The following is a 24,324-nucleotide window of genomic DNA, read 5'->3' as shown; positions in this document are numbered from 1 at the left end:
TCAACCGATTGATCTATGGGGGCCGAATGACCGAATCCCGCGCCGGTGACCTGTTTCAGCCAGGCGACTTGGTAAATAATACTTACCGTATCGAGGCGATCCTGGGCCGGGGTGGCACGTCGGATGTGTATCGGGCCAAGTCGGAAATTTCAGGCCGACAAGTTGCGCTAAAAGTGCTTAAGGCAGAGTTTTCGGGCAATGATGATTACCTCGTCCTGCTCACGCGAGAAGAGGAAATCCGTGAAATCCGGCACGATGCAGTGGTGCGATATTCGGAAAATCACCGAACTGCCGATGGCCACGTTTATCTTTTGATGGATTATGTGGACGGGCCGGGATTGGACGCAAAGCTTAAAGAAGGCCCGATGTCTTCTGCGGACCTTTTGACAGTCTGCAAGAGGGTATGTGAAGGCCTTGAGGCGGCGCATGCAAGGAACATTGTTCATCGGGACCTGAGTCCGGACAACATCATCCTGCGCAACGGCGACCCGGCGCAGGCAGTGATTATCGACTTTGGCATCGCCAAGGACACCAATCCCGGCGCAGAAACCATTGTCGGCAACGAATTTGCCGGGAAATATGCCTACGCCGCACCAGAGCAACTGTCGGGCAAAACGGATGCCCGCACCGACCTGTACTCTCTGGGCGCTCTGCTTTTGGCTAATTATCGTGGCAAGTCACCCGAGATAGGGCGCAATCCGATGGAGGTGGTCGAGAATAAGAAAAAGCGTTTGGACACAGAAGATGTGCCGGACCCTTTGAAGTCGATAATCGACAAGATGACCGCTCCCGACCCCGACGACCGTTTTCAAAGCGCGTCAGAGGTTTTGCGCACTCTTGCCAATCGTAAGGCCGAGCACACAACACCTTTGGAGGATGCGACGATTATCGTGCCCAAGGGTGCTGCAAAACCAGAACCGGCGAAGCCACAAGCCGCGCTCATGAAGGAACCAAAATCTTCGCGCCCTGCACCACAGGCGAATGAAACAGGGTCGCGCAGTGGGTTGGTTGTAATTTTGCTTGTTGGTTTCTTGGCTTTGTTGGGCGCAGGTGGATACGTAGCGGGATTATTCGACAGCATGATGGGACCAACCTATCCCGTAGCCAACCCATATACACTGATTGTGGAAGCGCCCCAAAACGGCGTTCCCCGTGCGATTGGCAATGTACCGACTGAACAGATCAGAGAGGAAATCACTGCAATCGTGGAATCTGACGCTGGATTCGCCCAACTCACACTGGCATCTGGTGAAATTGCTGAAACATGGGGCGCGGACGTGGTGGCCACAATAAAGGCCCTTTCTCCGTTGGACTCCTGGAGACTTGAGCTGAATGGGAATGACGCGTCGGTCAACGGCCTGACGAGTGACAAGGGTATCCAGGAACAAGTTGAACAAGTTTTCAGCGCGGGATTTTCCGGCGGATTGAAGGGCAATGTTTCTGTGGAACTGAGGGAACTGTTTTTGTCTGCCGAAGCAATTACATCGGTTCTCGAAAACCTTGCCGATTGCGGTGAGTTGAACCTAGTGGACCCTCCGGCCGCCGGTTACGGCCCCGAAAGCCAGATCCTGGTCAAGGGAACAGTTGCAACGGCTGAAACACGTGCGGCCCTGTTCGATTCCGTTCGCGCGGTTGGGGGAGAGCGCCCGGTTACCGTCGACACCAGTATCCTGAATCCGACGTTGTGCCTGATCGAGAATTTTCTCCCGGCAGCGCCAGCGGGGGAAATCGGTATAGACTTCAGCAACGGAGAAGCGGGTAACGCACCAAACCCGACCGGGGATTATGTGGTTGGCGAAAACCCGGTTATCGACATAGTGTTGCCTGCTGACGCTCAGGATGGCTTTCTGTCTGTTTCGGTGTTGGACGTTTCCGGCAACGTGTTCCATCTGATTCCCAACATTTCACGCCAGAACAACGACATTTCGACGCTCCGTAACGGACGCAATGGACCTTTGTCAGTGCGCGTCGCCTATTCCATTGCGGAAAGTCAGGAAAACGGCGGCATTGCGTTTCAGGTCGATGACAGCACGCTTGGTAAAAGCAAGATTATCGCCATTCATTCCGACGAACCGCTGTTCGAGAGCATGCGGCCAACAACCGAGTCTGCTGTTGGTTATGCCGAAGCCTTACGAGATCAAAGCCGCAACCAAAGCGCGCGTATTTTGTCGTTGGACAGCCGGATATTGACCACGCTCGACAAGTAGCGACTCGAGGACTGAAAACCTGTTTGCCCTACGAACTTCGCACACCCAGCCGCGATATTGAGAAGTTGCACCTTGCCTAACTCGCGAACGGTCGGGGTTATTGGCGGCAGACAGGAAATGACGCTGCTACGACAAGCCTCGCTGGAAAAATCTGAAAGCCGACGTTTGTATTGCCAGTTTGTACTGATCAATTATACATATGTCGCATGACAATTTGGCTTCCTGACCCCAGTTCCCTCGGCTCACCTATACATTCCAGTCTCGCGCGATCCATTGCGAGGGCGATCTCTGATGGCAAGCTGCCAAAGGGTACGCAGCTTCCGACTCATCGCAAACTGGCCGAAGAACTGGGCCTGAGCGTACATACGGTCAGCAAAGCTTATGAAAGTTTGCGGCGGCAACGGTTGATTGATGGTCAGGTGGGACGGGGTAGCTACGTTCTGGATCCTGACAAACCCAACGACCAGCCGTTTCAACTGAGCTCGGAAAGAGGATCCGGTTTCGACTTGTCGATTTCTCGACCGGTTTTCTCGCAGCAACATGCAGAGCGGTTTCAGCAGGCGTTGAAAGAGTTACCCGCAGGGTTGGACCCGACCTACTATTTGTCTTGCCGTCCGAATATTGGCCATGACGCGCATCGCGCCGCCGGAGCGGATTGGTTGAGGATTTGCGGATTGGAAGTATCCCCGGAACGCATCATCATGACAAATGGGGTCAGCCACGGGATGTCTGCCGCGCTGTCGGCGTTGACCCGCCCGGGTGACACGGTGGTATCTGACCGGATCACGCATCATCTATTGGTTTCTGGATGTTCCTATCTCGGACTGAACCTTGTGGGGCTTGAGACGGACGCGGATGGAGTCATCCCTGATGCGCTAGAGCGTCATTGCCGTGAAAAATCCGCTAAAGTATTGTTTGTACTTCCGTCGTTAGCCAACTCCACGGCCGGAATGATGCCTGAAGGCAGGCGTAGGGAATTGGTGGAAATCGCCCGAAAGTACGAATTGTACATCATAGAGAACGATGCGTTTGGTCCTGTTGCAGAATACCGGCCTGTTCCCGTGTCCGCCCTGGCGCCCGAACGATCGATATATCTGACAACCTTCACCAAGTGCACCGTGTCCGGGTTGCGCGCAGGCTACATGGCTGCGCCGGACCATCTGCTGCCTGCATTGACCGGGCGGATTGTCGTGTTCGGCTGGATGGCGACACCATTGATATGCGAACTGGCGACCCGGTGGGTAAAGGATGGAACCGCAGTTGAACTTGCGCAATGGCAGCGGCGCGCGTTGGACGAACGCTACCGTATTGCGGCGGACGTACTTGACGGCTGGCGGTGGCAGGGGCACCCATCGGCGCTTCATTTGTGGCTGCCGCTGACAGAGGGATGGACCACTGGAAGTTTTGTCTCGTATGCGCGCGAACTGAAGGTGGCGGTCGCCCCGGATGCGCCTTTCCTTACTCCAAATACATCACAGCAAAATGCAGTACGCATTTCGCTGGGCAGCATCCAGGATCTGGAGCGGTTCCGGCAAGGCCTGGAGCTGATTGCCGGTATGCTCAGGCGGCCGCCTGAGGGAGTTGCCCCTTTCACGTTTTAACATTGTCATGCTACAATAAATAAATTGACATGCAGTACAATTTCTCTCAAACCGAGCACGACGGTGCTCCGGCACCGGTGATCTTGGGAGGAAACTATGGCTCAATCCATCAAATTTACATTTGGAGTCCTGACGGCTGCGGGAATTGCACTGACAGCAGGCACCACCGTGCAGGCGGAAACCTGGCGGTATGCATTCGAAGAAGCGATGACCGATGTGCAGGGCATTTATGCCCAGAAATTCAAGGAAGAGATCGAGGCGAACTCGGATCACGAGATCCAGCTGTTCCCCTATGGCACCCTGGGTGAATCCGCCGATATCATGGAGCAGACTCAGGACGGAATTCTGCAGTTCGTGGACCAATCACCAGGTTTTACCGGGTCGCTGATTCCCGAAGCGCAGGTCTTTTTTGTCCCTTACCTGCTGCCCACTGATCAGGAGCATCTGGCGCGCTTCTACAAAGAGAGCAAGGCGATCAATGAAATGTTCAAACCACTCTATGCCGATCAGGGGCTGGAGTTGTTGAACATGTTCCCCGAAGGCGAGGTCGCCATGACCACCAAAACGCCGGTTGCAACATGTTCCGATCTGGACGAAGTGAAATTCCGGGTCATGACCAACCCGCTTCTGGTGGAAAGCTACAAGGCTTTTGGCGCCACGCCGACGCCACTTCCCTGGGGCGAGGTTTATGGTGGTCTGCAGACCAATGTTATCCAGGGACAAGAGAACCCGACGTTCTTCCTCTACTCCACCAAGATCTACGAAGTGACCGACTACATCACTTATGCAGGACATAACAACTTCACCACGGCAGTAATGGCCAACAAGGATTTCTATGACGGGTTGAGCGCCGAAGATCAGCAGGTCGTTCAAAACGCGGCCCAGGCCGCCTATGACCACACGGTTGTGTATCAACAGCAGGCGGCAGAGACGGAGCTGGCCAAGATCATGGAGGCCAAGCCGGAAATGCAGGTTACCGTGCTGAGCGATGATCAGCGCCAGTGTTTCAAGGAGGCGGCAGCCGAGGTTGAGGCGAAGTTTGTCGAAATGACCGGCGATAGCGGCGCGGCCATTCTCGAGCAAATGAAAGCGGACCTCGCGGCCACAGCAAACTGAAACCCTTTGGTGAAACGCGACGGGCCGGGACTTTACCGGCCTGCCGCCCAATCAATAGGGAGAGAAAATGGGCAATCCGCATGATTCGGCCTTGCCGGGATTTTTGGGTGTTCTGGACAGCGCAATAAGCCGTACGGAATCATTTCTGTTGGCCGCAGGCGTCTTGCTGATGGCGGCCAATACCGTGGCCAACGTTGTTGGACGGTTTTTGCTGGGGCATTCGATTTTCTTTTCCGAAGAACTGAACCGCATACTGATCATCCTGATCACATTTGCTGGTATCAGCTATGCTGCACGCCATGCCCGTCATATCCGCATGTCGGCCATCTATGACACGTTTCCACCACGCGTTCGCAAGGCACTTATGGTCGTGATTGCCGTGATCACGGCATTTTTCATGTTCCTGCTCTGTTACTACTCGGTGAAGTACATCGGCGCTCAGGCGTCGCGCGGGCGCGTGTTGCCCGCGTTGCAGATCCCTGTTTGGGTGATTTTGATCTGGGTACCTGCCGGGTTCTTCATGACCGGCACCCAGTATCTGCTGACCGCGGTGCGTAACTTTACGTCGCCCGAAATCTATCTCTCGACCCATGTGCAAGAAGGGTATGAGAGCGAAGAAGAAATCGAGATCTGAGGGCAATTCAATGGCTGCAACAATTTTCCTGACCATGATTGTCCTGCTTCTTCTGGGCTTCCCGATGATGATCCCGCTGATTGCCGGTGCATTCATCGGTTTTCTGATGCTGTTCGGTGATTTGGCCAGGACCGAGACGATGGTGCAGCAGATGATGGCCGGCATCCGCCCCGCATCCTTGATTGCGGTGCCGATGTTCATCTTTGCTGCGGATATCATGACGCGCGGCCAGTCAGCCGGACGGTTGATCAATGTGGTGATGGCCTATGTCGGCCATATCCGTGGCGGGCTGGCGATTTCCACCGCTGCTGCCTGCACCATGTTTGGCGCCGTTTCGGGATCGACCCAGGCAACGGTTGTGGCGATCGGCTCGCCGCTGCGGCCCCGCATGTTGAAGGCAGGCTACAAAGACAGCTTTGTGCTGGCACTGATCGTCAACGCCAGCGACATTGCCTTTTTGATCCCGCCATCGATCGGGATGATCATCTATGGTGTTGTTTCCAGCACGTCGATTGCTGAACTGTTCATCGCGGGCATTGGCCCCGGGCTGCTGATCCTCGTCCTGTTTTCCGGGTACAGTTACGTGTACGCCGTGCGCAACAACGTTCCGACCGAACCCAAGGCCAGTTGGGGCGAGCGCCTGACGACCATGCGGGAGGCGCTTTGGCCAATGGGCTTTCCGATCATCATCATTGGCGGCATCTACGGAGGCATCTTCAGCCCGACCGAGGCGGCAGCGGCCTGCGTGCTTTACGCGCTTATCCTCGAAGTTGGTGTCTTCCGGTCGATGACGCTGGCAAATGTTTATGACACGGCCAAATCCACTGGTCTCATAACAGCCATCGTCTTTATTCTGGTTGGCGCTGGTGCTGCGTTTTCCTGGGTGATTTCTTTCGCGCAGGTGCCGCAGCAGATACTGGGCGCCATCGGTATCAGCGAGATGGGCGCGATTGGCGTGTTGTTCGTGATTTCAATTGCGTTTTTCATCGGTTGCATGTTCGTGGATCCGATCGTGGTGATCCTGGTACTGGTTCCGGTCTTTGCACCCGTCGTGAAATCGGTCGGTATCGATCCCGTGCTGGTAGGCACCATCATTACGCTGCAAGTCGCCATCGGCTCGGCCACACCACCCTTTGGGTGCGATATATTCACCGCGATTGCGGTCTTCAAACGCCCTTATGCCGAGGTCGTACGCGGCACGCCGCCATTTATCCTGATGCTGCTGGGCGTGTCGGTGGCACTGATATTTTTCCCGCAGATAGCATTGTTTCTGCGTGATCTGGCCTTTGCCAAGTAAGGGAAGGATATCCCCATGTTTGCTTCAATCCTGGTTCCATTTGACGGATCTCACGGGGCCGAGGCGGCCCTGCAAAAGGCGGCGAAACTGACGCAGCTGTGCAAAGCCGATTTGACCCTACTGACGGTATATCGTCACCACTCCCTGCTCGAAGCCTCGATGCATATAGTAGGTTCGGACAAACCCGACAATCTGGACGACATCATGCGGGGACACGCAAAAGAAGTGGCCGAGCGCGGCAAGTCGCTTGCAAGCGAAGTCGGCGTTCCCAATGTGCGGGCTTTCGTCAAGGGCGGTCCCGTCGCGCGCACAATCGTCGGCTTTGCCAGAGAACACCAGAACGATCTGATCGTTATTGGCAGCCGCGGGTTGGGGTCGCTCGAAGGGGTGTTTTTGGGTAGCGTTTCGCACAAGGTGACCAGCCTTGCCGAAACGCCAGTTCTTGTCGTTTAGGAGTACGAAAATGGCACTGGATATCCACACCACACCGTCGCGCATTCCCGCCCGGCTGGACACCCGCCCGGTAAACAAGCGGATTGCTCTGGTGGCATTGGCAACCGATCATACGTCTGAGCGCGACTTCGCTCGAATCTGTGATCCGGATCAGGTTGGCGTCTACGTGAACCGGATCGAATTCGAAAATCCGACCACCAAGGAAACGCTTCTGAAGACCGGGCCGCGCCTGACTGCGGCCGCGGCGCAGATCCTGCCGGATGAAGAGGTGGATGTGGTCGCCTATTGCTGTACCGCGGCCTCAATCGTGCTGGGCAATGATACCGTGACCCGGTATCTGAACGCCGCCAAGCCGAACACGCCCTGCGTCACGCCGAGTTCTGCTGCCTTTGATGCCTTTGCAGCCCTTGGCGCAAAACGGGTGTCATTGCTGACTCCCTACAGCCCGGACGTAACCGATGAAATGGCTCAGTACTTTGCGGCGCATGGTCCCGAAGTTGTCAGCGCCACCTGCTTTGGGCTGACCGATGACCGGCAAATGGCGCGGATTTCCGAGGACAGCATTATCGACGGCGCGATTGCTGCCTGTGACAGCCAGGCAGATGCACTGTTTCTCTCCTGCACCGCTCTGCGTGCCGCAACTTGCGTGCAACGGATCGAGGATGCGTTGGGCAAGCCGGTTGTAAGCTCGAACCAGGCAATGGTCTGGCGTTGCCTGCGCTTGGCCGGAATTCCGGATCAGAGACAGGGTTACGGCAGGCTTTTTGAACTATAGGCAGACGGACACGCCCGATGAAAAGACAAATAACCCTTCAGGACAGCTTGCTGGCGCACGCGCGGATTGCCGGACGTATCCGGAAGACGGCCATGGCCTCCTCTCCGTCCTTGAGTACGTTGACCGGCGGAAATATATCCCTGAAGCTGGAAAATACTCAGAACACCGGCAGCTTCAAACTGCGCGGCGCCACCAACGCGGTTCTGTCGCTGACCGATGACCAGCGCGCTGCAGGAGTCGTGGGCGTTTCTACCGGCAATCACGGACGCGGGCTGGCATATGCCGCGGCACAGGCGGGTGTGCGTTGCGTCATCTGCATGTCGGAACTGGTGCCTCGGAACAAGGTTGACGGCATCAAATCCCACGGCGCAGAAGTGCGCATTGTCGGTCGTTCGCAGGATGATGCGCAGGTCGAAGTCGACCGGCTGGTATCAGAGGGCATGACCATGCTGCCCCCCTTTGATCACCGCGATATCATAGCTGGCCAAAGCACCGTAGCGCTGGAAATTCTCAAGCAGGAGCCAAATCTGGAAACCGTGCTGGTGCCCTTGTCGGGAGGCGGGCTGATTTCCGGAGTGGCGATGGTGATGAAGGCCGCAAACCCGGAAATACGGGTGATCGGCGTCTCGATGGAACGAGGCGCCGCCATGTACGAATGCCTGAAAGCAGGCAAACCCATTCTGGTCGAAGAAAAAGCGACGCTGGCCGACAGCCTAGGCGGAGGCATTGGGTTGGACAATGCCTATACCTTTGAAATGACCAAAGCGTTGGTGGATGAAATTGTACTTGTCACTGAAACTGAAATCGCCGAGGCAATCCGTCATGCGTATTTTCAAGAGCGACAGGTCATCGAAGGCTCTGGCAGCGTCGGCATTGCCGCGCTGCTGTCGGGCAAGGTTGACAATCCTGGCCGCTGTGTGTCGCTGATAAGCGGGCAGAACATCGACATGGTTTTGCACAAGCGCATCATCAATGGCGAAAACGTCGATGTCGAAGCAGAAACCCGAAAACAAGGAAGCGTGGATGCCTGATATCAAGATTCTTACGGAATCCGATCTGCGCAACGCTGTTGCGCTGGATGGTGACGCGGTCATGTGCGTGGAAGAGGCGTTTCGCCTGCTTGCCACCAAAGATGTGCAGATGCCCCCGATTCTTAGTTTTCATGTGCCTGAGTACAACGGGGAGGTAGACGTAAAGACTGCCTACGTGCCGGGGCTGGACGGGTTTGCCATCAAGATGAGTCCCGGGTTTTTCGACAACCCTAATCTGGGCCTGCCCAGCCTCAATGGATTGATGGTGCTGTTTGACGCGAAAACCGGCGTCGTGCAGGCAGTACTTTTGGATAACGGCTATTTGACCGATGTCCGTACCGCCGCCGCCGGTGCGGTCGCGGCCAAACATCTGTCGCGGGAAGACAGCACAGTCGCAGGCGTCCTCGGCACAGGTATTCAGGCACGGCTGCAACTGGAAGCGCTGACATTGGTGCGCGATATCCAACGCGCCGTCATCTGGGGCCGCGATGTGCAGAAAGCCGAGGCGTGTGCGCGGGATTGCGCGGAAAAACTGGGCATCCAGGTCACCGCTGGCAGCATTGCCGAAGTAATGGAGCAGGCTGATATCGTTGTGACCACCACACCATCCGGCGAACCGCTGATCAGTGCCGAAATGCTCCGGCCCGGACAGCATGTGACTGCCATGGGTTCTGATGCCGATTACAAGACCGAGCTTTCACCAGATGTGATCCCCGCCGCGACGTTGTTTGTTGTGGACCGGCTGGCACAATCCGTAAAGCAAGGCGAGTTGCGCCCTGCACTGGCCGCGGGCACTGTCACCGAAACAGGGAGATTTCCCGAACTGGGCCAAATTATTGCGGGCCAGGTACCGGGCCGGGCTTCGGATGCGGACATCACCGTCTGCGACTTGACCGGAACCGGTGTACAGGACACCGCTATAGCAACACTTGCAGGTTCCCGCGCCAATGCGGCGGGTGCAGGCACCAACATTACCAGCTGATCAACCAGGACTTACCCATATGGCAAACCCAAAGCTGTATTTTTCGCATGCTGAATACCAGCAACGCATCAGCAATACCCGGGCCGAAATGGCGCGGCGTGGACTCGATCTTTTGATCGTTACCGATCCTTCGAACATGAACTGGCTGACCGGTTATGACGGCTGGTCCTTCTATGTGCATCAATGCGTTGTGCTGGGCATGGACGGCGACCCGATCTGGTATGGGCGTGGTCAGGATGCAAATGGCGCCCTGCGCACCTGCTTTATGAATCCCGCCAATATCATCGGCTACCCGGACCACTATGTGCAGTCGACCGAACGGCACCCGATGGATTACCTTTCGGCACAACTGAAGGACCGTGGACACGACAGCGGCAATATCGGCGTCGAGATGGACAACTACTGGTTCACGGCCGCAGCTTTTGCGTCGTTGCAAAAACACCTGCCCAATGCCCGCTTTGCCGATGCCAATGCGCTGGTCAACTGGCAGCGTGCGGTAAAATCCGAGGCCGAACTTACCTTTATGCGCCAGGCCGGCAAGATCGTCGAACGGATGCATCAGCGGATCTTCGACAAGGTCGAACCCGGCATGCGCAAATGCGATCTTGTCGCCGATATCTATGACGCCGCACTGCGCTTTGACGAAAGTTTGGGCATTGGCGGTGATTATCCGGCCATCGTGCCACTGTTGCCGTCTGGACCCGACGCCGCCGCGCCGCATCTGACCTGGGATGACCTGCCGATGAAGTCTGGCGAAGGGACCTTCTTCGAGATTGCTGGCGTCGTGCACCGCTATCATTGCCCATTGTCCAGAACCGTGTTTCTGGGCAATCCGACGCAAACCTTCCTGGATGCCGAAAAAGCAGTGCTTGAAGGCATGGATGCGGGGCTGGAGATGGCCAAGGCAGGCAACACCTGCGAAGACATTGCCAAGGCCTTTTTCAAGGTTCTGAAAAAATATGGCATCGAGAAGGACAACCGCACCGGTTATCCCATCGGCGTGTCTTACCCGCCGGACTGGGGCGAGCGCACCATGTCGCTGCGCCCGGGCGATACGACGGTTCTGCAGGAAAACATGACTTTCCACTTCATGACGGGTCTTTGGATGGAAGACTGGGGTTTCGAGATCACCGAAAGCATTCGCATCGGCGCGAACGGGCCGGAATGCCTGTCAAACGTGCCGCGCAAAATGGTCGTAAAGGACTGATCCATGAAGGAAAATCCGATCTCATCCACCATCCCGCTTGACCAGGATGGGGTGCATCACGGCTTTCTGAAACTTCCTTACAGCCGCGATGACAGCGCCTGGGGTTCAATCATGATCCCGCTGACCGTGATCCGGAATGGCGAAGGCAAAACTGCGCTTTTGACCGGGGCCAACCACGGTGATGAGTACGAAGGCCCCATCGCCCTGCACGAATTGGCGGCCACGACCCGCGCCGAAGATGTGACCGGCAGGCTGATCATCATCCCTGCCTTCAACTATCCCGCCTTCCGGGCCGGAACCCGTACTTCGCCGATCGACAAAGGCAACATGAACCGGTCGTTTCCGGGCCGCCCTGACGGCACCGTGACCGAGAAGATCGCTGACTATTTCCAGCGCACGCTTCTGCCGTTGGCCGACGTCGCAGTGGATTTCCACTCAGGCGGCAGAACACTGGATTTTGTGCCTTTTGCCGCAGCCCATATTCTTGAGGACAAGGCCACACAGGACGCCTGTTTCGCCGCGATGAAGGCATTCAATGCCCCGTACTCGGTACAGCTACTGGAAATTGACAGCGCCGGTATGTACGACACCGCAGTCGAGGAGATGGGCAAGGTGCTCGTCACTACCGAACTTGGTGGTGGCGGCTCTTCCACCGCCCGCAGTAATGCGATTGCCAAGAAGGGACTGCGCAACGTCCTGATACACTTCGGCATCCTGCAAGGCGAGATGCAGATCGACGAAACGGTGAACCTGTCCATGCCCGATGACGAGTGCTTTTTGTTCAGCGAAGGCGACGGGCTTTATGAGGTGATGGTGGATTTGGGTGAACCGGTTTCCAAGGGCGATCTGATCGCCCGTGTCTGGCCGCTGGACCGAACTGGGCAGCCACCGCGCGAATACCACGCGCGCCGCGATGGCCATGTCATCAGCCGCCACTATCCCGGCCTGATCCAGTCCGGGGATTGTCTGGCAGTTGTTGGCGTGACCGAGGCGTAATTGGACCAATCACATGCAATTGGATCAGCGCGACCTACAGATTCTGCGCGTGCTTTCGACCGAGGGCCGCATTACCAAGGCCGCGCTGGCCGACCGGATCGGTTTGTCGCCGACGCCCTGCTGGGATCGGCTGAAGAAGCTGGAACAAGCCGGGTTGATCGAAGGATACGGTGCCCACATCAACCTGCGGAAACTGGCGCCGCATGTGACAGTGTTTGTTGCGGCAGAGATCACCGATCACACCGCTGCCAGCTTTCGGGCTTTTGAGGCTGCGATGCAGCGCTATGACGAGGTAACCGCCTGCTGGGCACTTGGCGGAGGTTTTGACTATCTTCTGCAGATCATCACCCGGGATATCGACGCCTATCAACGTTTGATCGACGAAATGCTGGACGCCCGCATCGGTCTGTCGAGGTATTTCACATATGTCGTGACCAAACCGGTCAAGGGTCAAACCCCTCCACCCTTTGAACTGTTGCTAGGCCGGAGTTAGGCAAAGGTTCAGGGTCCTTGTCAGATGAATCTTCTGTCAGCGGGGCCAAATTCGGCCACAACTTCTAAGGCGATCGGGCAGAATCGGCTGCGAAGGTTTGGAGGTTGTTCATGACAGAAACCGCTCTCTCTGCTCGCGCAGATATTGCAGACAAGGCATTAGTACGTTCTTTTTCCTATATAAATGGAAAATGGTGTGCTGCCGCCAATGGCAGATCTTTTCCTGTCACCGACCCGGCAGACGGAACCGAACTCGGTCATGTCGCAAGCCTTTCGGCAGAGGAATCATCTGGTGCGGTTGAGGTTGCTCAGGCAGCTTTTCCGGCTTGGTCCGCACTTCTTCCCCAACAGCGCGCAAAGATCTTGCGCCGCTGGTACGAGCTGCAGCTGGATCACAAGGAGGACCTGGCCCGCATCATGGTGCTGGAACAGGGCAAGCCGTTGTCGGAAGCCCGCGGCGAGATCGAGTACGGCGCAGCTTTTGTGGAGTTCTATTCCGAGGAAGCCAAACGCCCAAATATCGAAGGCGTGACCAGCCACCTGCCTGATGCTGAAGTGGAATTGTGGCGCGAACCAATGGGTGTTGCGGCCCTGATCACGCCCTGGAATTTCCCCTCGGCGATGCTCACCCGCAAGGCAGCTGCGGCTCTGGCAGCAGGCTGTACCGTTGTTGCCCATCCGTCCGGCGAAACCCCTTTCAGCGCGTTGGCGTTGGCAGAACTTGCCGAACGCGCGGGCATCCCTGCCGGTGTGTTCAACGTCGTCACCGGAGAGGCCGCCACAATCGTGGAGCCGTGGACGCGCGACAAGCGGGTCCGGGCGTTGTCATTCACGGGCTCTACAGCCATCGGCAAGTTGCTCTACCGCCAGTCCGCCGACACGGTGAAACGGCTGGTGATGGAATTGGGTGGACACGCGCCGGTGATTGTTTTCAAAGGCGCCAATTTGGATCGGGCGGTTGCCGAAACCATCAAGGCAAAGTTTGCAACATCCGGACAAGATTGCCTTGGGGCGAACCGGATCTTTGTCGAACGCCCGGCCTATGCAGAATTCTGTGCCAAGTTCACCGAAGCTGCAAAGGCTCTGACAATCGGACGGGGCCTGGATGACTGTGATATCGGCCCATTGATGAACGAAAAGGCGGTGCAGAAGCAGGAAGAGCATGTGGCGGACGCGATGGCCAAGGGTGCCAAGCTGTCCTGTGGTGGCAAGCGTCACGCGCTGGGTCCTTTGTTTTATGAACCCACCGTGCTGACGGATGTACCCGCTGACGCTCTGATCATGTCGGAGGAAACATTTGGCCCTGTCGCCCCGATCACTCCTTTCGACACCGAGGAAGAAGTGATTGCACGAGCCAATGACAGCGAATACGGGCTGGTGGCCTATGTTCACAGTCACGACCCACGCCGTATCTACCGGCTGAGCCGGGCGTTGCAATATGGCATGGTGGCGGTCAACCGCACAAAGGTCACTGGCGCGCCCATACCGTTCGGCGGCACCAAACAATCCGGCCTGGGTCGCGAAGGGGCCCGTTTGGGCATGGAAGAATTTACCGAAATAAAATACGTCTGCCGTGACTGGGCGTGATCCACACGGATGAGAAAGGAAAACTGATGCTGAAGAACGACCAACTCGACCAGTGGGATCGCGAGAATTTTTTCCACCCCTCGACCCATCTGGCGCAGCACGCTCGGGGGGAAAGCCCGAACCGCGTGATTAAGACCGCCAGCGGCGTCTTTATCGAAGATCGTGACGGCAACAAGCTGCTGGATGCCTTTGCCGGGCTCTATTGCGTGAATGTCGGCTATGGTCGTCAGGAAATTGCCGAGGCGATTGCAGAGCAAGCCCGCGAACTGGCCTATTACCACGCTTACGTGGGTCACGGTACCGAGGCCTCGATCACGCTGTCAAAGATGATCCTGGACCGGGCGCCCAAGAACATGTCGAAGGTTTATTTTGGGCTTGGCGGTTCCGATGCAAATGAAACCAATGTCAAGCTGATCTGGTACTACAACAACATTCTGGGTCGCCCCGAGAAGAAGAAGATCATCTCGCGCTGGCGAGGGTATCATGGTTCGGGTCTGGTTACCGGCTCACTGACCGGGCTGGAATTGTTTCACAAGAAATTCGACCTGCCGGTGGAACAGGTGATCCACACCGAGGCGCCCTATTACTATCGCCGCACCGACCTGAAACAGACTGAAGACCAGTTTGCGGCCCATTGCGCGGCCGAACTGGAAGCGCTGATCGAGCGCGAGGGCGCAGACACAATCGCAGCCTTCATAGGCGAGCCGGTGCTGGGCACCGGCGGCATCGTTCCGCCGCCCGCAGGGTACTGGAAAGCGATCCAGACGGTGCTGAAAAAACACGACATCCTGCTGGTCGCAGATGAGGTGGTAACCGGCTTTGGCCGCCTCGGCACCATGTTCGGTTCGGATCACTATGGGATAGAGGCCGACATCATAACCATCGCCAAGGGCCTCACCTCGGCCTATGCGCCGCTTTCCGGATCCATCGTCTCGGACAAGGTCTGGAAAGTGTTGGAACAGGGCACGGATGAAAATGGCCCGATCGGCCACGGCTGGACTTATTCGGCGCACCCGATCGGGGCCGCGGCAGGGGTTGCCAACCTCAAGCTGATTGACGAGTTGAACCTTGTGCGAAATGCCGGCGACGTTGGGGCCTACCTCAATGCCACCATGGCCGAGGCATTGTCGGACCATGCCAATGTCGGCGACGTGCGCGGCGAAGGGATGCTATGCGCTGTTGAGTTCGTGAAGGACAAGGACAGTCGCACCTTCTTTGACGCAGCCGACAAGATCGGCCCGCAGGTATCGGCCAAATTGCTGGAGCAAAGCAAAATCATCGCCCGCGCCATGCCACAAGGCGACATCCTCGGCTTTGCGCCACCCTTCTGCCTGACCCGCGAAGAGGCGGATCAGGTTGTGGCCGGGACAGTTCAGGCCGTCAAAGCCGTACTTGGATGAACCCCGCCGATAGTCTGACGAGAGGGCCGGTCATTCCGGCCCTTTGTCATTCCGGCTTGTTCAACTCGCCAGTTGTCAGGATCGCGCCAGCCTGGGCTTAATCAGGCGGCGCACAAGTTAAGTGCCGTTGAAAAACGTCTGCGCGCCAGAGTCGCGCTGCCGCCGAACCACAGCCGTACCTAGACACGCTGACTGTCGGTGAATAGTTCTCTTTCCCGGCCTTGCAGTTAACATTTTTCGGGAATAGCTCTTGCGAGCTTCAGCATCTCTCTTGCCTGCCGCCATGTTGCCACGGGACGATCATAGCGGTCGCAAAGTTCGACCGCGCGTCTTACCAGCGCCGCGTTGGAAGGCGCTAGCTTACTTCTGTCGAGCCTGACGTTGTCTTCGAGGCCAGTGCGCGTGTGACCACCGGCGGCAATAGCCCATTCGTTGACAACAATCTGGTTCGGCCCGATACCAGCGGCGCACCATTCAGCGTTTGGTGCACGGGCCTGCATGGTTTTGACGTAATAGTCGAATACGTCACGGTCAGCGGGCATCGCATTCTTCACCCCCATAACGAATTGCACATAGAGTTGGCCCGGCAAAATGCCTTCGCCATGCATGTGAATGGCGTTCAGAATATGGCTGAGGTCAAAGGCTTCGACTTCGGGGATTACGTTGTATTTGCGCATTTCAGCAGCGAGCCATCGCACCAGATCCGGCGGGTTTTCGTAGACGCGCGTGGGAAAATTGTTCGAGCCTACCGACAACGAGGCCATATCGGGTGCCAAAGGCAGCATTCCACCTCTTTCTTTCCCTGCGCCCGAGCGTCCTCCGGTCGAAAACTGGATGATCATCCCGGGGCAGTGCTTTTCCACACCTTCCTTGAGCCGGGCAAATTTTTCGGGGTCCGAACTTGGTGTCTGGTCGTCGTTCCGAACATGGGCATGGACGATTGAAGCCCCTGCTTCGAACGCTTCGTGGGTGCTTTCGATCTGTTCCTGCACGGTAATAGGGACTGCAGGGTTGTTGGCCTTTGTTGGCAACGACCCCGTGATGGCAACGCAGATGATGCAGGGCTTGGTCATGGCTTGGCCTTTGCTGATGGGTCCGCCGGCCAACTTGAACCGGGCGATGAACAAACTGCCTCAGATATCGAAAAAAACGGTCTCATCCTGGCCTTGCAGCTTGATGTCAAAGCGATAAACCGCCTGCCCGTCCCGTTCGGAACGCTTCGCAATCAGAGTATCGCGCCGTCGTTCCCATTCGATCAGGTTAAGCACCGGGTCAGCAGCATTTGCCTGGACTTCGTCGTCGAAATAAATGCGCGTGTTCAGTCCGACATTGATGCCGCGGGCAACGATCCACAAACTGATATGTGGGGCCTGAACGCCAACGTTGCGCCCCCGGGTCGGTCCGGGCTTGACCGTATCGAATGCCCATTCGCCGGTGTCAAAGTCGGTGATGACGCGGCCCCAGCCTCGAAATCCGACCTCAACCTCTCCCTCGTCTTCCGGGTGTGCATAATGACCTTCGGAATTGGCTTGCCACGCCTCAAGCAACACATCCTTGATCGGGCTGCCGGTGCCATCAATCACCACACCTTCGATGCGAATGCGCTCTCCTTTCGCATTTGGACCTGCGATGTCGTGCCCAAGTTCGTGTTTGTATATGTCAAATCCGGCTGCCCCCGGCGCAAGACCGATATGGACATACGGCCCAGCCGTCTGAGACGGTGTTTCCTTGAGGTATCTGAGCTCCTGCGGCATGATCAGTTCCCCTCCAGGCGGTTCTCGAACAGGGTCGAACGGCGCCCCCTGAGCACCATGTCGAATTTGTAGGCGATTGTGTCGAGCGGGATGGTAGAGTTCAGATCCAAAGGCGCGATCAGTCGCTCGATTGCGTCTGGGTCCGGAATGGTGTTGATGATCGGGCATTGCGGGATCAGCGGGTCGCCTTCGAAATAGCACTGAGTGATCAGACGCTGCGCAAACGCGCTACCGAATATCGACAGGTGGATATGTGCAGGACGCCAACTGTTGACCCAGTTTCGCCAGGGATAGGCCCCGGGTTTGACCGTTCGAAAGTAGTAGTATCCATTTTCGTCAGTCAGGGTTCGGCCGCAGCCACCAAAATTCGGATCGATCGGCGCGAGGTAGGTGTCTTTCCTATGCCGGTAACGACCGCCCGCATTGGCCTGCCAGATCTCGACCAGGGTACCAGGAACCGGTCGACCATTTTCGTCCAGAACGCGCCCATGAAGTATGATGCGCTCGCCGATGGCGCTTTGGTCGGGTTGCGCGTAATTGTAGATCAGATCGTTGTCATTCGGGCCGATGTCGTTGTGACCAAAGACGGGACCCGTGACTTCGCCGATCGAGTTTTGCAACGAGATCAAAGAGTACTGAGGTGAGCGCGACACGCTTGTCTTGTAGTTTGGCGTGAGGGCCGGAGGATGCCATTCACGATCCCTCTGATAGAACTCGCCTGGTTTCAACATTGTCAGATCTCTCCTCCCTTATTCTGGTGCTGCGCGCGTTTGGCTGTCATTCCTTTTCCATTTCGTCATAGGTCTGCCTGGCCAGCTTGAATGCGTGATTGGCACGCGGCACACCGGCATAGATCGCCACATGCTGAAATGCCTCCAACACATCCTGCTTGCTGGCCCCGGTCCGAGCCGTGGCGCGGATATGCATGGGGATTTCGTCAAAGTTTCCCAGTGCCGCCAACAAGGCAAGTGTCAGCATCGAACGTTCGCGGTCACTGATCCCATCCGAGGCCCAGACCGTGCCCCACGCCGCTTCGGTGATCAGGGTCTGGAACGGTTCATCAAAATCCGACTTTGCCGCTTCGGCACGATCAACGTGGGCGTCACCCAGAATTCTCCGGCGCACCTCCATTCCGTCGCGAAATCGGTCGTTCATTCAGGCGTCTCCTTTGAAACCTCGTTTCTCTGATCGGCAAACAGGGCAACATGAAACGGACGATTTGGGTTCAAACATCCTGTCCACATCAATATGGCAGCCCCACATAGTTTTGCGCAAACACCGACTGTGCCTCGCGATTTTCCCGCAGGAAATCTATGTCTGCCTGCTGCATCTTGAGATCGAATTCGTTCTGATATGGAAAGCGATGCAGCAGGTTGGTGGTAGACCAGCTGAAACGCTCTGCTTTCCATATGCGCGCCAATGCCTTTTCCGAGTAGCGGTCGATACCTTCACTGTCACCCTCCTCAAAAAACTGCATCAATCCATGATAGAGATAGTGAATGTCGCTGGCGGCGGTGTTCAATCCTTTGGCCCCGGTTGGGGGTACGATATGGGCGGCATCCCCGCAAAGGAACAGGCGCCCCCAGCGCATGGGTTCGACAACGAAAGACCTGAGCGGCGCAATTGATTTCTCGACCGATGGGCCGGTCACCAGATTTTCCGCGTATTTTTCGGGAACGCGGCGCTTGAGTTCATCCCAGAATGCGGCGTCCGTCCAATCCTCGGGGCTGTCGGACAGGGAACACTGGATGTAGTACCGGCTGAGATGTTCGTTGCGCATCGAGCACAGGGCAAAGCCACGGTCGGATCCAGCATAGATCACTTCGTCGTTCACAGGTGGAGTTTCAGACAGAACGCCCAACCACCCAAAAGGATAGAGTTTTTCGTATTCGCGTCGCACGGTCAGGGGAACGGTCTGACGACTGACCCCGTGAAACCCATCACAACCGGCGACGTAGTCACAATCGATGCGGTATTCGGTGCCGTCGACCATGTAGGAGACGTTCGGTGTATCGGTATCTGCGCCGTGAATGGTGACATTGTCTGTATTGAAAATGACCTTGCCACCTGCGGCCTCGCGGGCATCGTATAGGTCCCGTGTCAACTCGGTTTGGCCATAGACGACAACGTGACTGCCGGTCAGTTCCTTGAAGTTGATGCCAAATTCCGTACCACCATAAGAGATCACCGTACCGTCATGGACAAAGCATTCCCTGTCCATTCTTTCCGATACTCCTGCCTCGCGCATAAGCTCGACAAATCCGACTTCCAGAATCCCCGCGCGAATGCGGCCGAGAACATAGTTCCTGGTTTTCCTTTCCAGAACGACCGTGTCGATACCCTTTCGATGGAGTAGCTGGCCCAGCAACAGCCCTGACGGGCCACCGCCAATTATGGCGACTTGCGTGCGCATGGTGGTCCTCCCAAAATCTTTGAATAAGATATTGCTTGTCGAATAGATCAAAGTAAAACGATCTTATCGTTCCCGCCTTTTGGAAACTATGGCTCGATGCCCGATCGCTCTTAGCCGCGTCGGAAGTGTGTCAACGACAAATAGGTACCCGTCGTCAGGCCAGTACTGCCGTTTGATTCATCGCAATGTAGGTTGGGTTGGGAAAAAATATATTCAAAGCGCATCGTCAACAGTTGGACACTTGTTCATGAAACTGACGGCAGGCTCGATAACTTTTGCAACCATACTCCTGCTGGCAGGGGCAGTGGCGTATGTGGTCATCGCCAGGAACGGCGAAGAACTGCCGCCCGGCTTTGTGCAGGGCAACGGGCGGATCGAGGCTGAACAGGTTGAAATCGCCCCGACCAGCGCCGGGCGCATCGCCCGGATCATGGCAGCAGAAGGCGAACTTGTCTCGGCTGGTGATATCCTTGTCGAAATGGATACGGATGAGTTGTCGGCTGCACTTGATCGAGCCAGAGCCGAAGTTGCCCTGGCGCGCCAGAACAAGGCCGAAGCCGAGGCCGTGGTCGTCCAGCGAGAGAGCGAACAGCGCAGGGCAAAGCAGGAATTTGACCGCGCGACAGCGTTGCTGGCCGGCCAGAATATTTCCGAAACCGTGTTCGAGGCACGCGTAACCGCCAAGGAAGTGGCCGAGGCTGTCCTGGGCGCGGCCAAGGCCCGCGTTGCAACTGCGGCTAGCCAGATCGTGGCGGCCGAGGCCGAGGTTCGACGGATCGTTGCACAGATCGAGGACAGCTCCCTTGTTGCCCCCATGCCCGGACGGGTCCTCTATCGATTGGCTGAGCCCGGAGAAGTCGTCGGCGCGGGAGAGCCGATCCTGACCCTTCTCAGTCTTGAAAACATCTATATGGAAGTGTTCCTTCCGGCCCGTGAAGCAGGTCTTTTGCCAATCGGTGCCGAAGCGCGCATCGTACTTGATGCCCTGCCCGACTATGCCATCCCGGCAACCGTTACTTTCGTCTCGCCCGAAGCTCAGTTCACACCAAAGCAGGTGGAGACACTGAGCGAACGCGAACAACTGGTGTTTCGGGTCCGCGTCCGCATTCCAGAGGAACTGGTCTCGGAGCGGATAGAACATGTCAAAACCGGACTGAGGGGTATGGCGGTGATACGCCTCGCGTCTGGCGCCGTATGGCCAGACGCTCTGGAAAGGCGCATTCCACCTGAGTTGTTCGAATGAGTGCCGGAGCAGCCGCAACGATCCGCGTTCAGGACGTCACACATCGGTATCGCAAGGTTGTCGCACTGGACGCAGTATCATTGGAACTTCCCACCGGCCGGCTCACCGGGTTCATCGGGCCGGATGGGGTCGGAAAGTCAACCCTGCTGGGGCTTGTGACTGGAGCGAAAAAACTGCAGGCCGGAACAATTGATGTGCTTGGGGGTCCAATCGACGATCCGGCACATCGTCGCCGCGTGTGCCCTTCCATCGCTTTCATGCCGCAAGGGCTGGGCCGCAACCTGTATGCCGAACTGTCGGTCCGAGAGAACCTGGAGTTTTTTTCGGGCATCTTCGGACAAGGCCCGGAGGAACGCGATATCCGTATCGACGCGCTGTTGGCGGCGACGGGGCTTTCACCCTTCGCCGATCGGTTGATGGGCAAACTCTCAGGCGGCATGAAACAGAAATTGGGGCTTTGTTGCGCACTGATCCACGATCCGGAAATTCTGGTGTTGGATGAACCGACAACCGGCGTCGATCCGCTGTCACGTCGACAATTCTGGGCGTTGATCGACGCAATTCGGGCGGACAGCCCCAACCTGACCGTACTGGTTTCAACGGCCTATATGGATGAGGCTCAGCAATTTGACCAAATTGTCGCCATGGATAGGGGGCGCGTACTTTTCCAGGGGGCGCCCCAAGATTTGAAGGGCGACGAAGAAGACCTCGAAACAGCTTATAGGCGGCTCCGGACACACAAGACACCGCAGCAAAGCCAGGAACAAAAGCCAAGCCCACATACCACCGCTGAACCTGTTATTATCGCACGCGGCCTGACCCGTCGTTTTGGGGATTTCGTTGCAGTCGATGCCGTCAATTTCGCTATCAGGCCTGGAGAAATCTTCGGCTTTCTCGGGTCGAATGGCTGCGGCAAGTCGACAACCATGAAAATGCTGACCGGCCTGCTGCCCGCGAGTTCGGGCGAGGCCTATTTGTTTGGCAGGCCTGCTGACGCGCATGACCTGCAATTGCGCCGAGAAATCGGTTATATGAGTCAGGCATTTTCGCTTTATGGCGAACTGACTGTCCGCCAGAACCTGAAACTTCACGCCCGAATTTTCGAGATCGATAACCGCGATGCGCGGATCGACGAATTGCTGGATCGCTTCGCTCTAGGAGCCCATAGTGATGCGCTGGCCATGTCATTGCCTCTTGGCATCAAGCAACGATTGTCACTTGCAGTCGCTGTGATCCACCGCCCGCGAATTCTCATTCTGGATGAACCGACGTCAGGCGTGGACCCCGAGGCGCGCGACTCGTTCTGGGAGCTTCTGATCGAACTGGCACGCCAGGAGAACGTGACAATCTTCGTCTCAACCCACTTCTTGTCTGAGGCCGAACGTTGCGACCGCGTCTCGTTCATGCATGCGGGTCGGGTTCTTGTCGAAGGTACACCGGATGAGCTGATTGCGGCGGAAGGTGTCGACAGTCTGGAAGCCGCCTTCGTGTCCGTTCTGCAAGCCGCCGATCCGCCAGTTCCAGTCTCGGCTCCGACGATCCCGGTTGACACAGCGCGCGCAGGAACCGGAGGAGGAGTCGGGCGGGTTTTGGCGTATGCTCGACGTGAAGCGATAGAAGTGTTGCGCGACCGAGTTCGGCTTGCTTTCGCGTTTTTGGGTTCAGCCCTGTTGATGCTGGTTTTCTGCTACGGGATCACGTTGGATATTGAGGAGCTGAACTTTGCGGTTTTCGACCTGTCACAAAGCCCGGAAAGCCGAGCTTATGTTGCCGAAATCGAAGGGTCACGGTACTTCCAGCCAACGACCCCACTGACCTCTGCAACCGAAGGGCATCGTCGGTTGGCCGCCAACGAAGTTTCTCTGGTCGTGGAATTACCGCCGGATTTCGGACGCAAGCTGCGCTCGGGCGAGCCGACAGAGGTTCTGGCGATCGTGGATGGGGCAATCCCGTTCAAAGGCGAGACGGTCGAAGGCTATGCCATGGGGCTGCACCAAACATTTCTGAACGTTCTGGCCGACAACAGTGGCGCGAAGAAAGCAGAGATTGCCCGGATCGAGCCGCGTTTCCGGTACAATCAGAGTTTCGAGAGCATAGCCGCGATGGCTCCTGCCATGCCCGCGATCCTGCTCATCATGCTGCCTGCGATCCTGATGGCCGTCAGTGTGGCGCGGGAACGGGAATTGGGTTCGGTGGTCAATTTCTATGTGACGCCCACGACGCGGCTCGAATTCCTGATCGGCAAGCAGATCCCCTATATTGTGATCGCATTTGCCAATTTTCTGCTTCTGACCGGGATGATCATTCTGGTTTTCGGTGTGCCGCTCAAAGGCAATCCGATTCCACTTGCGATTGGCGCGCTCCTCTATGTTTGGGCCACAACGTCCTATGGCTTGCTGATCGCAACCATGACGTCAAGCCAGGTTGCCGCAACCTTTGCAACCGCCATCGCCTCGGTTGTGCCCACCATCCAGTTTTCCGGCCTGCTGCAACCGGTCTCGACCCTGGAGCCCGGCGCGCAGACGATCGGATCGCTGTGGCCGTCGTCCTATTTCCTGCACTTGAACGTCGGCGCATTCACCAAAGGTCTCAGCTGGGAAGCGCTTGGCCCCGATATTCTGGCGCTGGCCTGCTTTGGACCGGTGTTTACAGCAATTGCGGTACTGGCGCTTCGGGCTCAGGAGAAGTAAATGCGACGGTTGCATTGCATTTTCTGGCTTGGACTGAAGGAGATGATAAGCCTGCGCCGCGATTGGGTGATGATGGCGCTATTGGTTTGGTCGTTCACTCTGTCACCGATCATGGAAGCGACCGGAGTTTCAACGTCTGTCAACAACGCGTCAATTGCGTTTTCGGATGAAGACAACTCTCCGCTTTCTCGTGCGTTGGCCGCTGCATTCTTTCCACCAGAGTTCCAGCCCGTGGTGCACATCAAGCCCGGGACGGGTACGGCAGAGATGGATGCGGGTCGTTTCATCTTTGTCGTTGCTGTACCGCCGGGTTTCGAAAAGGATCTCCGGGCCAACCGTTCTCCGGAGATTCAGGTGCTCATCGACGCGACCGCAATGGAACAGGCGGGGATAGGGTCAAGCTATATCTCCAACATTCTGAGTGCTGAAATCCGCCGCTTCGCCAT

Annotated in this window: 21 protein-coding genes and 1 pseudogene; 17 read left to right on the top strand and 5 right to left on the bottom strand. The window is 56.8% G+C overall.

All coding sequences use genetic code 11. The features are described 5' to 3' along the window. Positions 1 to 26: 26 nt before the first annotated feature. From AC2FNB_RS09195 to AC2FNB_RS09130, 14 genes are all read left to right on the top strand, one after another. Positions 27 to 2,207, top strand: a complete 2,181-nt coding sequence (locus AC2FNB_RS09195; protein ID WP_496745836.1) for a serine/threonine protein kinase — start codon at positions 27 to 29, stop codon at positions 2,205 to 2,207. Positions 2,208 to 2,413: 206 nt separating this feature from the next. Continuing rightward, positions 2,414 to 3,808 carry a MocR-like ectoine utilization transcription factor EhuR gene (gene ehuR / locus AC2FNB_RS09190; RefSeq protein WP_496745834.1) on the top strand — a complete coding sequence of 465 codons (1,395 nt, stop codon included), beginning with the start codon at positions 2,414 to 2,416 and terminating at the stop codon, positions 3,806 to 3,808. 96 nt (positions 3,809 to 3,904) lie between these two features. Next, positions 3,905 to 4,924 carry a TRAP transporter substrate-binding protein gene (locus AC2FNB_RS09185; RefSeq protein WP_480751897.1) on the top strand — a complete coding sequence of 340 codons (1,020 nt, stop codon included), beginning with the start codon at positions 3,905 to 3,907 and terminating at the stop codon, positions 4,922 to 4,924. Positions 4,925 to 4,991: 67 nt separating this feature from the next. Continuing rightward, positions 4,992 to 5,558 (top strand): TRAP transporter small permease, encoded by a 567-nt coding sequence (locus tag AC2FNB_RS09180; RefSeq protein WP_480751898.1) that lies wholly within the window; start codon positions 4,992 to 4,994, stop codon positions 5,556 to 5,558. 10 nt (positions 5,559 to 5,568) lie between these two features. Then, a complete protein-coding gene (locus tag AC2FNB_RS09175) occupies positions 5,569 to 6,855 on the top strand; it encodes a TRAP transporter large permease (RefSeq protein ID WP_480751899.1) in 1,287 nt (428 codons plus the stop codon). Positions 6,856 to 6,870: 15 nt separating this feature from the next. Then, the gene (locus AC2FNB_RS09170) at positions 6,871 to 7,308 is read left to right on the top strand and encodes a universal stress protein (RefSeq protein WP_496745831.1); all 438 of its coding nucleotides are present in this window, start codon (positions 6,871 to 6,873) and stop codon (positions 7,306 to 7,308) included. Between the two features lie 10 nt (positions 7,309 to 7,318). After that, positions 7,319 to 8,083 carry an ectoine utilization protein EutA gene (gene eutA, locus AC2FNB_RS09165; RefSeq protein ID WP_496745829.1) on the top strand — a complete coding sequence of 255 codons (765 nt, stop codon included), beginning with the start codon at positions 7,319 to 7,321 and terminating at the stop codon, positions 8,081 to 8,083. Between the two features lie 17 nt (positions 8,084 to 8,100). Then, on the top strand, positions 8,101 to 9,114 hold the full coding sequence (gene eutB / locus AC2FNB_RS09160; RefSeq protein ID WP_496745827.1) for a hydroxyectoine utilization dehydratase EutB: 1,014 nt from the start codon (positions 8,101 to 8,103) through the stop codon (positions 9,112 to 9,114). Then, complete coding sequence (locus tag AC2FNB_RS09155; RefSeq protein WP_480751904.1) at positions 9,107 to 10,096, top strand: cyclodeaminase; 990 nt, start codon at positions 9,107 to 9,109, stop codon at positions 10,094 to 10,096. The genes eutB and AC2FNB_RS09155 overlap by 8 nt, the downstream gene beginning before the upstream one ends. A gap of 19 nt (positions 10,097 to 10,115) precedes the next feature. Then, a complete protein-coding gene (gene doeA, locus AC2FNB_RS09150; RefSeq protein ID WP_480751906.1) occupies positions 10,116 to 11,303 on the top strand; it encodes an ectoine hydrolase DoeA in 1,188 nt (395 codons plus the stop codon). A gap of 3 nt (positions 11,304 to 11,306) precedes the next feature. Then, complete coding sequence (doeB, locus tag AC2FNB_RS09145; RefSeq protein ID WP_496745824.1) at positions 11,307 to 12,299, top strand: N(2)-acetyl-L-2,4-diaminobutanoate deacetylase DoeB; 993 nt, start codon at positions 11,307 to 11,309, stop codon at positions 12,297 to 12,299. Between the two features lie 13 nt (positions 12,300 to 12,312). Then, entirely contained in the window at positions 12,313 to 12,792 is a 480-nt protein-coding gene (locus tag AC2FNB_RS09140; protein WP_480751908.1) for an Lrp/AsnC family transcriptional regulator, read from the top strand. A 110-nt stretch (positions 12,793 to 12,902) separates the two neighbouring features. Continuing rightward, positions 12,903 to 14,378, top strand: coding sequence for an NAD-dependent succinate-semialdehyde dehydrogenase (locus tag AC2FNB_RS09135; protein ID WP_496745822.1), 1,476 nt, complete (start codon positions 12,903 to 12,905; stop codon positions 14,376 to 14,378). A 26-nt stretch (positions 14,379 to 14,404) separates the two neighbouring features. Beyond that, on the top strand, positions 14,405 to 15,778 hold the full coding sequence (locus tag AC2FNB_RS09130; RefSeq protein WP_480751912.1) for an aspartate aminotransferase family protein: 1,374 nt from the start codon (positions 14,405 to 14,407) through the stop codon (positions 15,776 to 15,778). Between the two features lie 227 nt (positions 15,779 to 16,005). Here the strand turns inward: AC2FNB_RS09130 and AC2FNB_RS09125 are convergent, their stop codons facing one another. From AC2FNB_RS09125 to pobA, 5 genes are all read right to left on the bottom strand, one after another. Beyond that, positions 16,006 to 16,851 (bottom strand): 3-oxoadipate:acetyl-CoA acetyltransferase, encoded by an 846-nt coding sequence (locus AC2FNB_RS09125; RefSeq protein ID WP_496745820.1) that lies wholly within the window; start codon positions 16,849 to 16,851, stop codon positions 16,006 to 16,008. A gap of 60 nt (positions 16,852 to 16,911) precedes the next feature. Further along, positions 16,912 to 17,532: a protocatechuate 3,4-dioxygenase subunit alpha gene (gene pcaG / locus AC2FNB_RS09120; RefSeq protein ID WP_496745818.1), complete on the bottom strand. Its 621-nt coding sequence runs from the start codon at positions 17,530 to 17,532 to the stop codon at positions 16,912 to 16,914. A gap of 2 nt (positions 17,533 to 17,534) precedes the next feature. Beyond that, on the bottom strand, positions 17,535 to 18,263 hold the full coding sequence (gene pcaH / locus AC2FNB_RS09115; protein ID WP_480751916.1) for a protocatechuate 3,4-dioxygenase subunit beta: 729 nt from the start codon (positions 18,261 to 18,263) through the stop codon (positions 17,535 to 17,537). Between the two features lie 46 nt (positions 18,264 to 18,309). Next, a complete protein-coding gene (gene pcaC, locus AC2FNB_RS09110) occupies positions 18,310 to 18,687 on the bottom strand; it encodes a 4-carboxymuconolactone decarboxylase (RefSeq protein WP_480751918.1) in 378 nt (125 codons plus the stop codon). A gap of 88 nt (positions 18,688 to 18,775) precedes the next feature. After that, positions 18,776 to 19,945, bottom strand: a complete 1,170-nt coding sequence (pobA, locus tag AC2FNB_RS09105; protein ID WP_496745816.1) for a 4-hydroxybenzoate 3-monooxygenase — start codon at positions 19,943 to 19,945, stop codon at positions 18,776 to 18,778. 247 nt (positions 19,946 to 20,192) lie between these two features. Here pobA and AC2FNB_RS09100 point away from each other — a divergent pair, with 247 nt between their 5' ends. From AC2FNB_RS09100 to AC2FNB_RS09090, 3 genes and pseudogenes are all read left to right on the top strand, one after another. After that, the gene (locus AC2FNB_RS09100) at positions 20,193 to 21,188 is read left to right on the top strand and encodes an HlyD family secretion protein (RefSeq protein WP_496745814.1); all 996 of its coding nucleotides are present in this window, start codon (positions 20,193 to 20,195) and stop codon (positions 21,186 to 21,188) included. Then, positions 21,185 to 23,878, top strand: a complete 2,694-nt coding sequence (gene rbbA, locus AC2FNB_RS09095) for a ribosome-associated ATPase/putative transporter RbbA (RefSeq protein ID WP_496745812.1) — start codon at positions 21,185 to 21,187, stop codon at positions 23,876 to 23,878. The genes AC2FNB_RS09100 and rbbA overlap by 4 nt, the downstream gene beginning before the upstream one ends. After that, positions 23,879 to 24,324 (top strand): annotated as a pseudogene (locus AC2FNB_RS09090) (hypothetical protein); the annotation flags it as partial. It lies immediately after the preceding gene.

Source organism: Ruegeria sp. BHSB058 (assembly GCF_059613285.1).
Note: the sequence above shows the minus strand (reverse complement) of the source record. Positions and strands in the feature narration are given on the sequence as shown.

Excerpts from the sequence above, each read along its gene's own strand:
- AC2FNB_RS09195 (WP_496745836.1), top strand. The coding sequence starts at position 27 with ATGACCGAATCCCGCGCCGGTGACCTGTTTCAGCCAGGCGACTTGGTA.
- ehuR (WP_496745834.1), top strand. The coding sequence starts at position 2,414 with ATGACAATTTGGCTTCCTGACCCCAGTTCCCTCGGCTCACCTATACAT.
- AC2FNB_RS09185 (WP_480751897.1), top strand. The coding sequence starts at position 3,905 with ATGGCTCAATCCATCAAATTTACATTTGGAGTCCTGACGGCTGCGGGA.
- AC2FNB_RS09180 (WP_480751898.1), top strand. The coding sequence starts at position 4,992 with ATGGGCAATCCGCATGATTCGGCCTTGCCGGGATTTTTGGGTGTTCTG.
- AC2FNB_RS09175 (WP_480751899.1), top strand. The coding sequence starts at position 5,569 with ATGGCTGCAACAATTTTCCTGACCATGATTGTCCTGCTTCTTCTGGGC.
- AC2FNB_RS09170 (WP_496745831.1), top strand. The coding sequence starts at position 6,871 with ATGTTTGCTTCAATCCTGGTTCCATTTGACGGATCTCACGGGGCCGAG.
- eutA (WP_496745829.1), top strand. The coding sequence starts at position 7,319 with ATGGCACTGGATATCCACACCACACCGTCGCGCATTCCCGCCCGGCTG.
- eutB (WP_496745827.1), top strand. The coding sequence starts at position 8,101 with ATGAAAAGACAAATAACCCTTCAGGACAGCTTGCTGGCGCACGCGCGG.
- AC2FNB_RS09155 (WP_480751904.1), top strand. The coding sequence starts at position 9,107 with ATGCCTGATATCAAGATTCTTACGGAATCCGATCTGCGCAACGCTGTT.
- doeA (WP_480751906.1), top strand. The coding sequence starts at position 10,116 with ATGGCAAACCCAAAGCTGTATTTTTCGCATGCTGAATACCAGCAACGC.
- doeB (WP_496745824.1), top strand. The coding sequence starts at position 11,307 with ATGAAGGAAAATCCGATCTCATCCACCATCCCGCTTGACCAGGATGGG.
- AC2FNB_RS09140 (WP_480751908.1), top strand. The coding sequence starts at position 12,313 with ATGCAATTGGATCAGCGCGACCTACAGATTCTGCGCGTGCTTTCGACC.
- AC2FNB_RS09135 (WP_496745822.1), top strand. The coding sequence starts at position 12,903 with ATGACAGAAACCGCTCTCTCTGCTCGCGCAGATATTGCAGACAAGGCA.
- AC2FNB_RS09130 (WP_480751912.1), top strand. The coding sequence starts at position 14,405 with ATGCTGAAGAACGACCAACTCGACCAGTGGGATCGCGAGAATTTTTTC.
- AC2FNB_RS09125 (WP_496745820.1), bottom strand. The coding sequence starts at position 16,851 with ATGACCAAGCCCTGCATCATCTGCGTTGCCATCACGGGGTCGTTGCCA.
- pcaG (WP_496745818.1), bottom strand. The coding sequence starts at position 17,532 with ATGCCGCAGGAGCTCAGATACCTCAAGGAAACACCGTCTCAGACGGCT.
- pcaH (WP_480751916.1), bottom strand. The coding sequence starts at position 18,263 with ATGTTGAAACCAGGCGAGTTCTATCAGAGGGATCGTGAATGGCATCCT.
- pcaC (WP_480751918.1), bottom strand. The coding sequence starts at position 18,687 with ATGAACGACCGATTTCGCGACGGAATGGAGGTGCGCCGGAGAATTCTG.
- pobA (WP_496745816.1), bottom strand. The coding sequence starts at position 19,945 with ATGCGCACGCAAGTCGCCATAATTGGCGGTGGCCCGTCAGGGCTGTTG.
- AC2FNB_RS09100 (WP_496745814.1), top strand. The coding sequence starts at position 20,193 with ATGAAACTGACGGCAGGCTCGATAACTTTTGCAACCATACTCCTGCTG.
- rbbA (WP_496745812.1), top strand. The coding sequence starts at position 21,185 with ATGAGTGCCGGAGCAGCCGCAACGATCCGCGTTCAGGACGTCACACAT.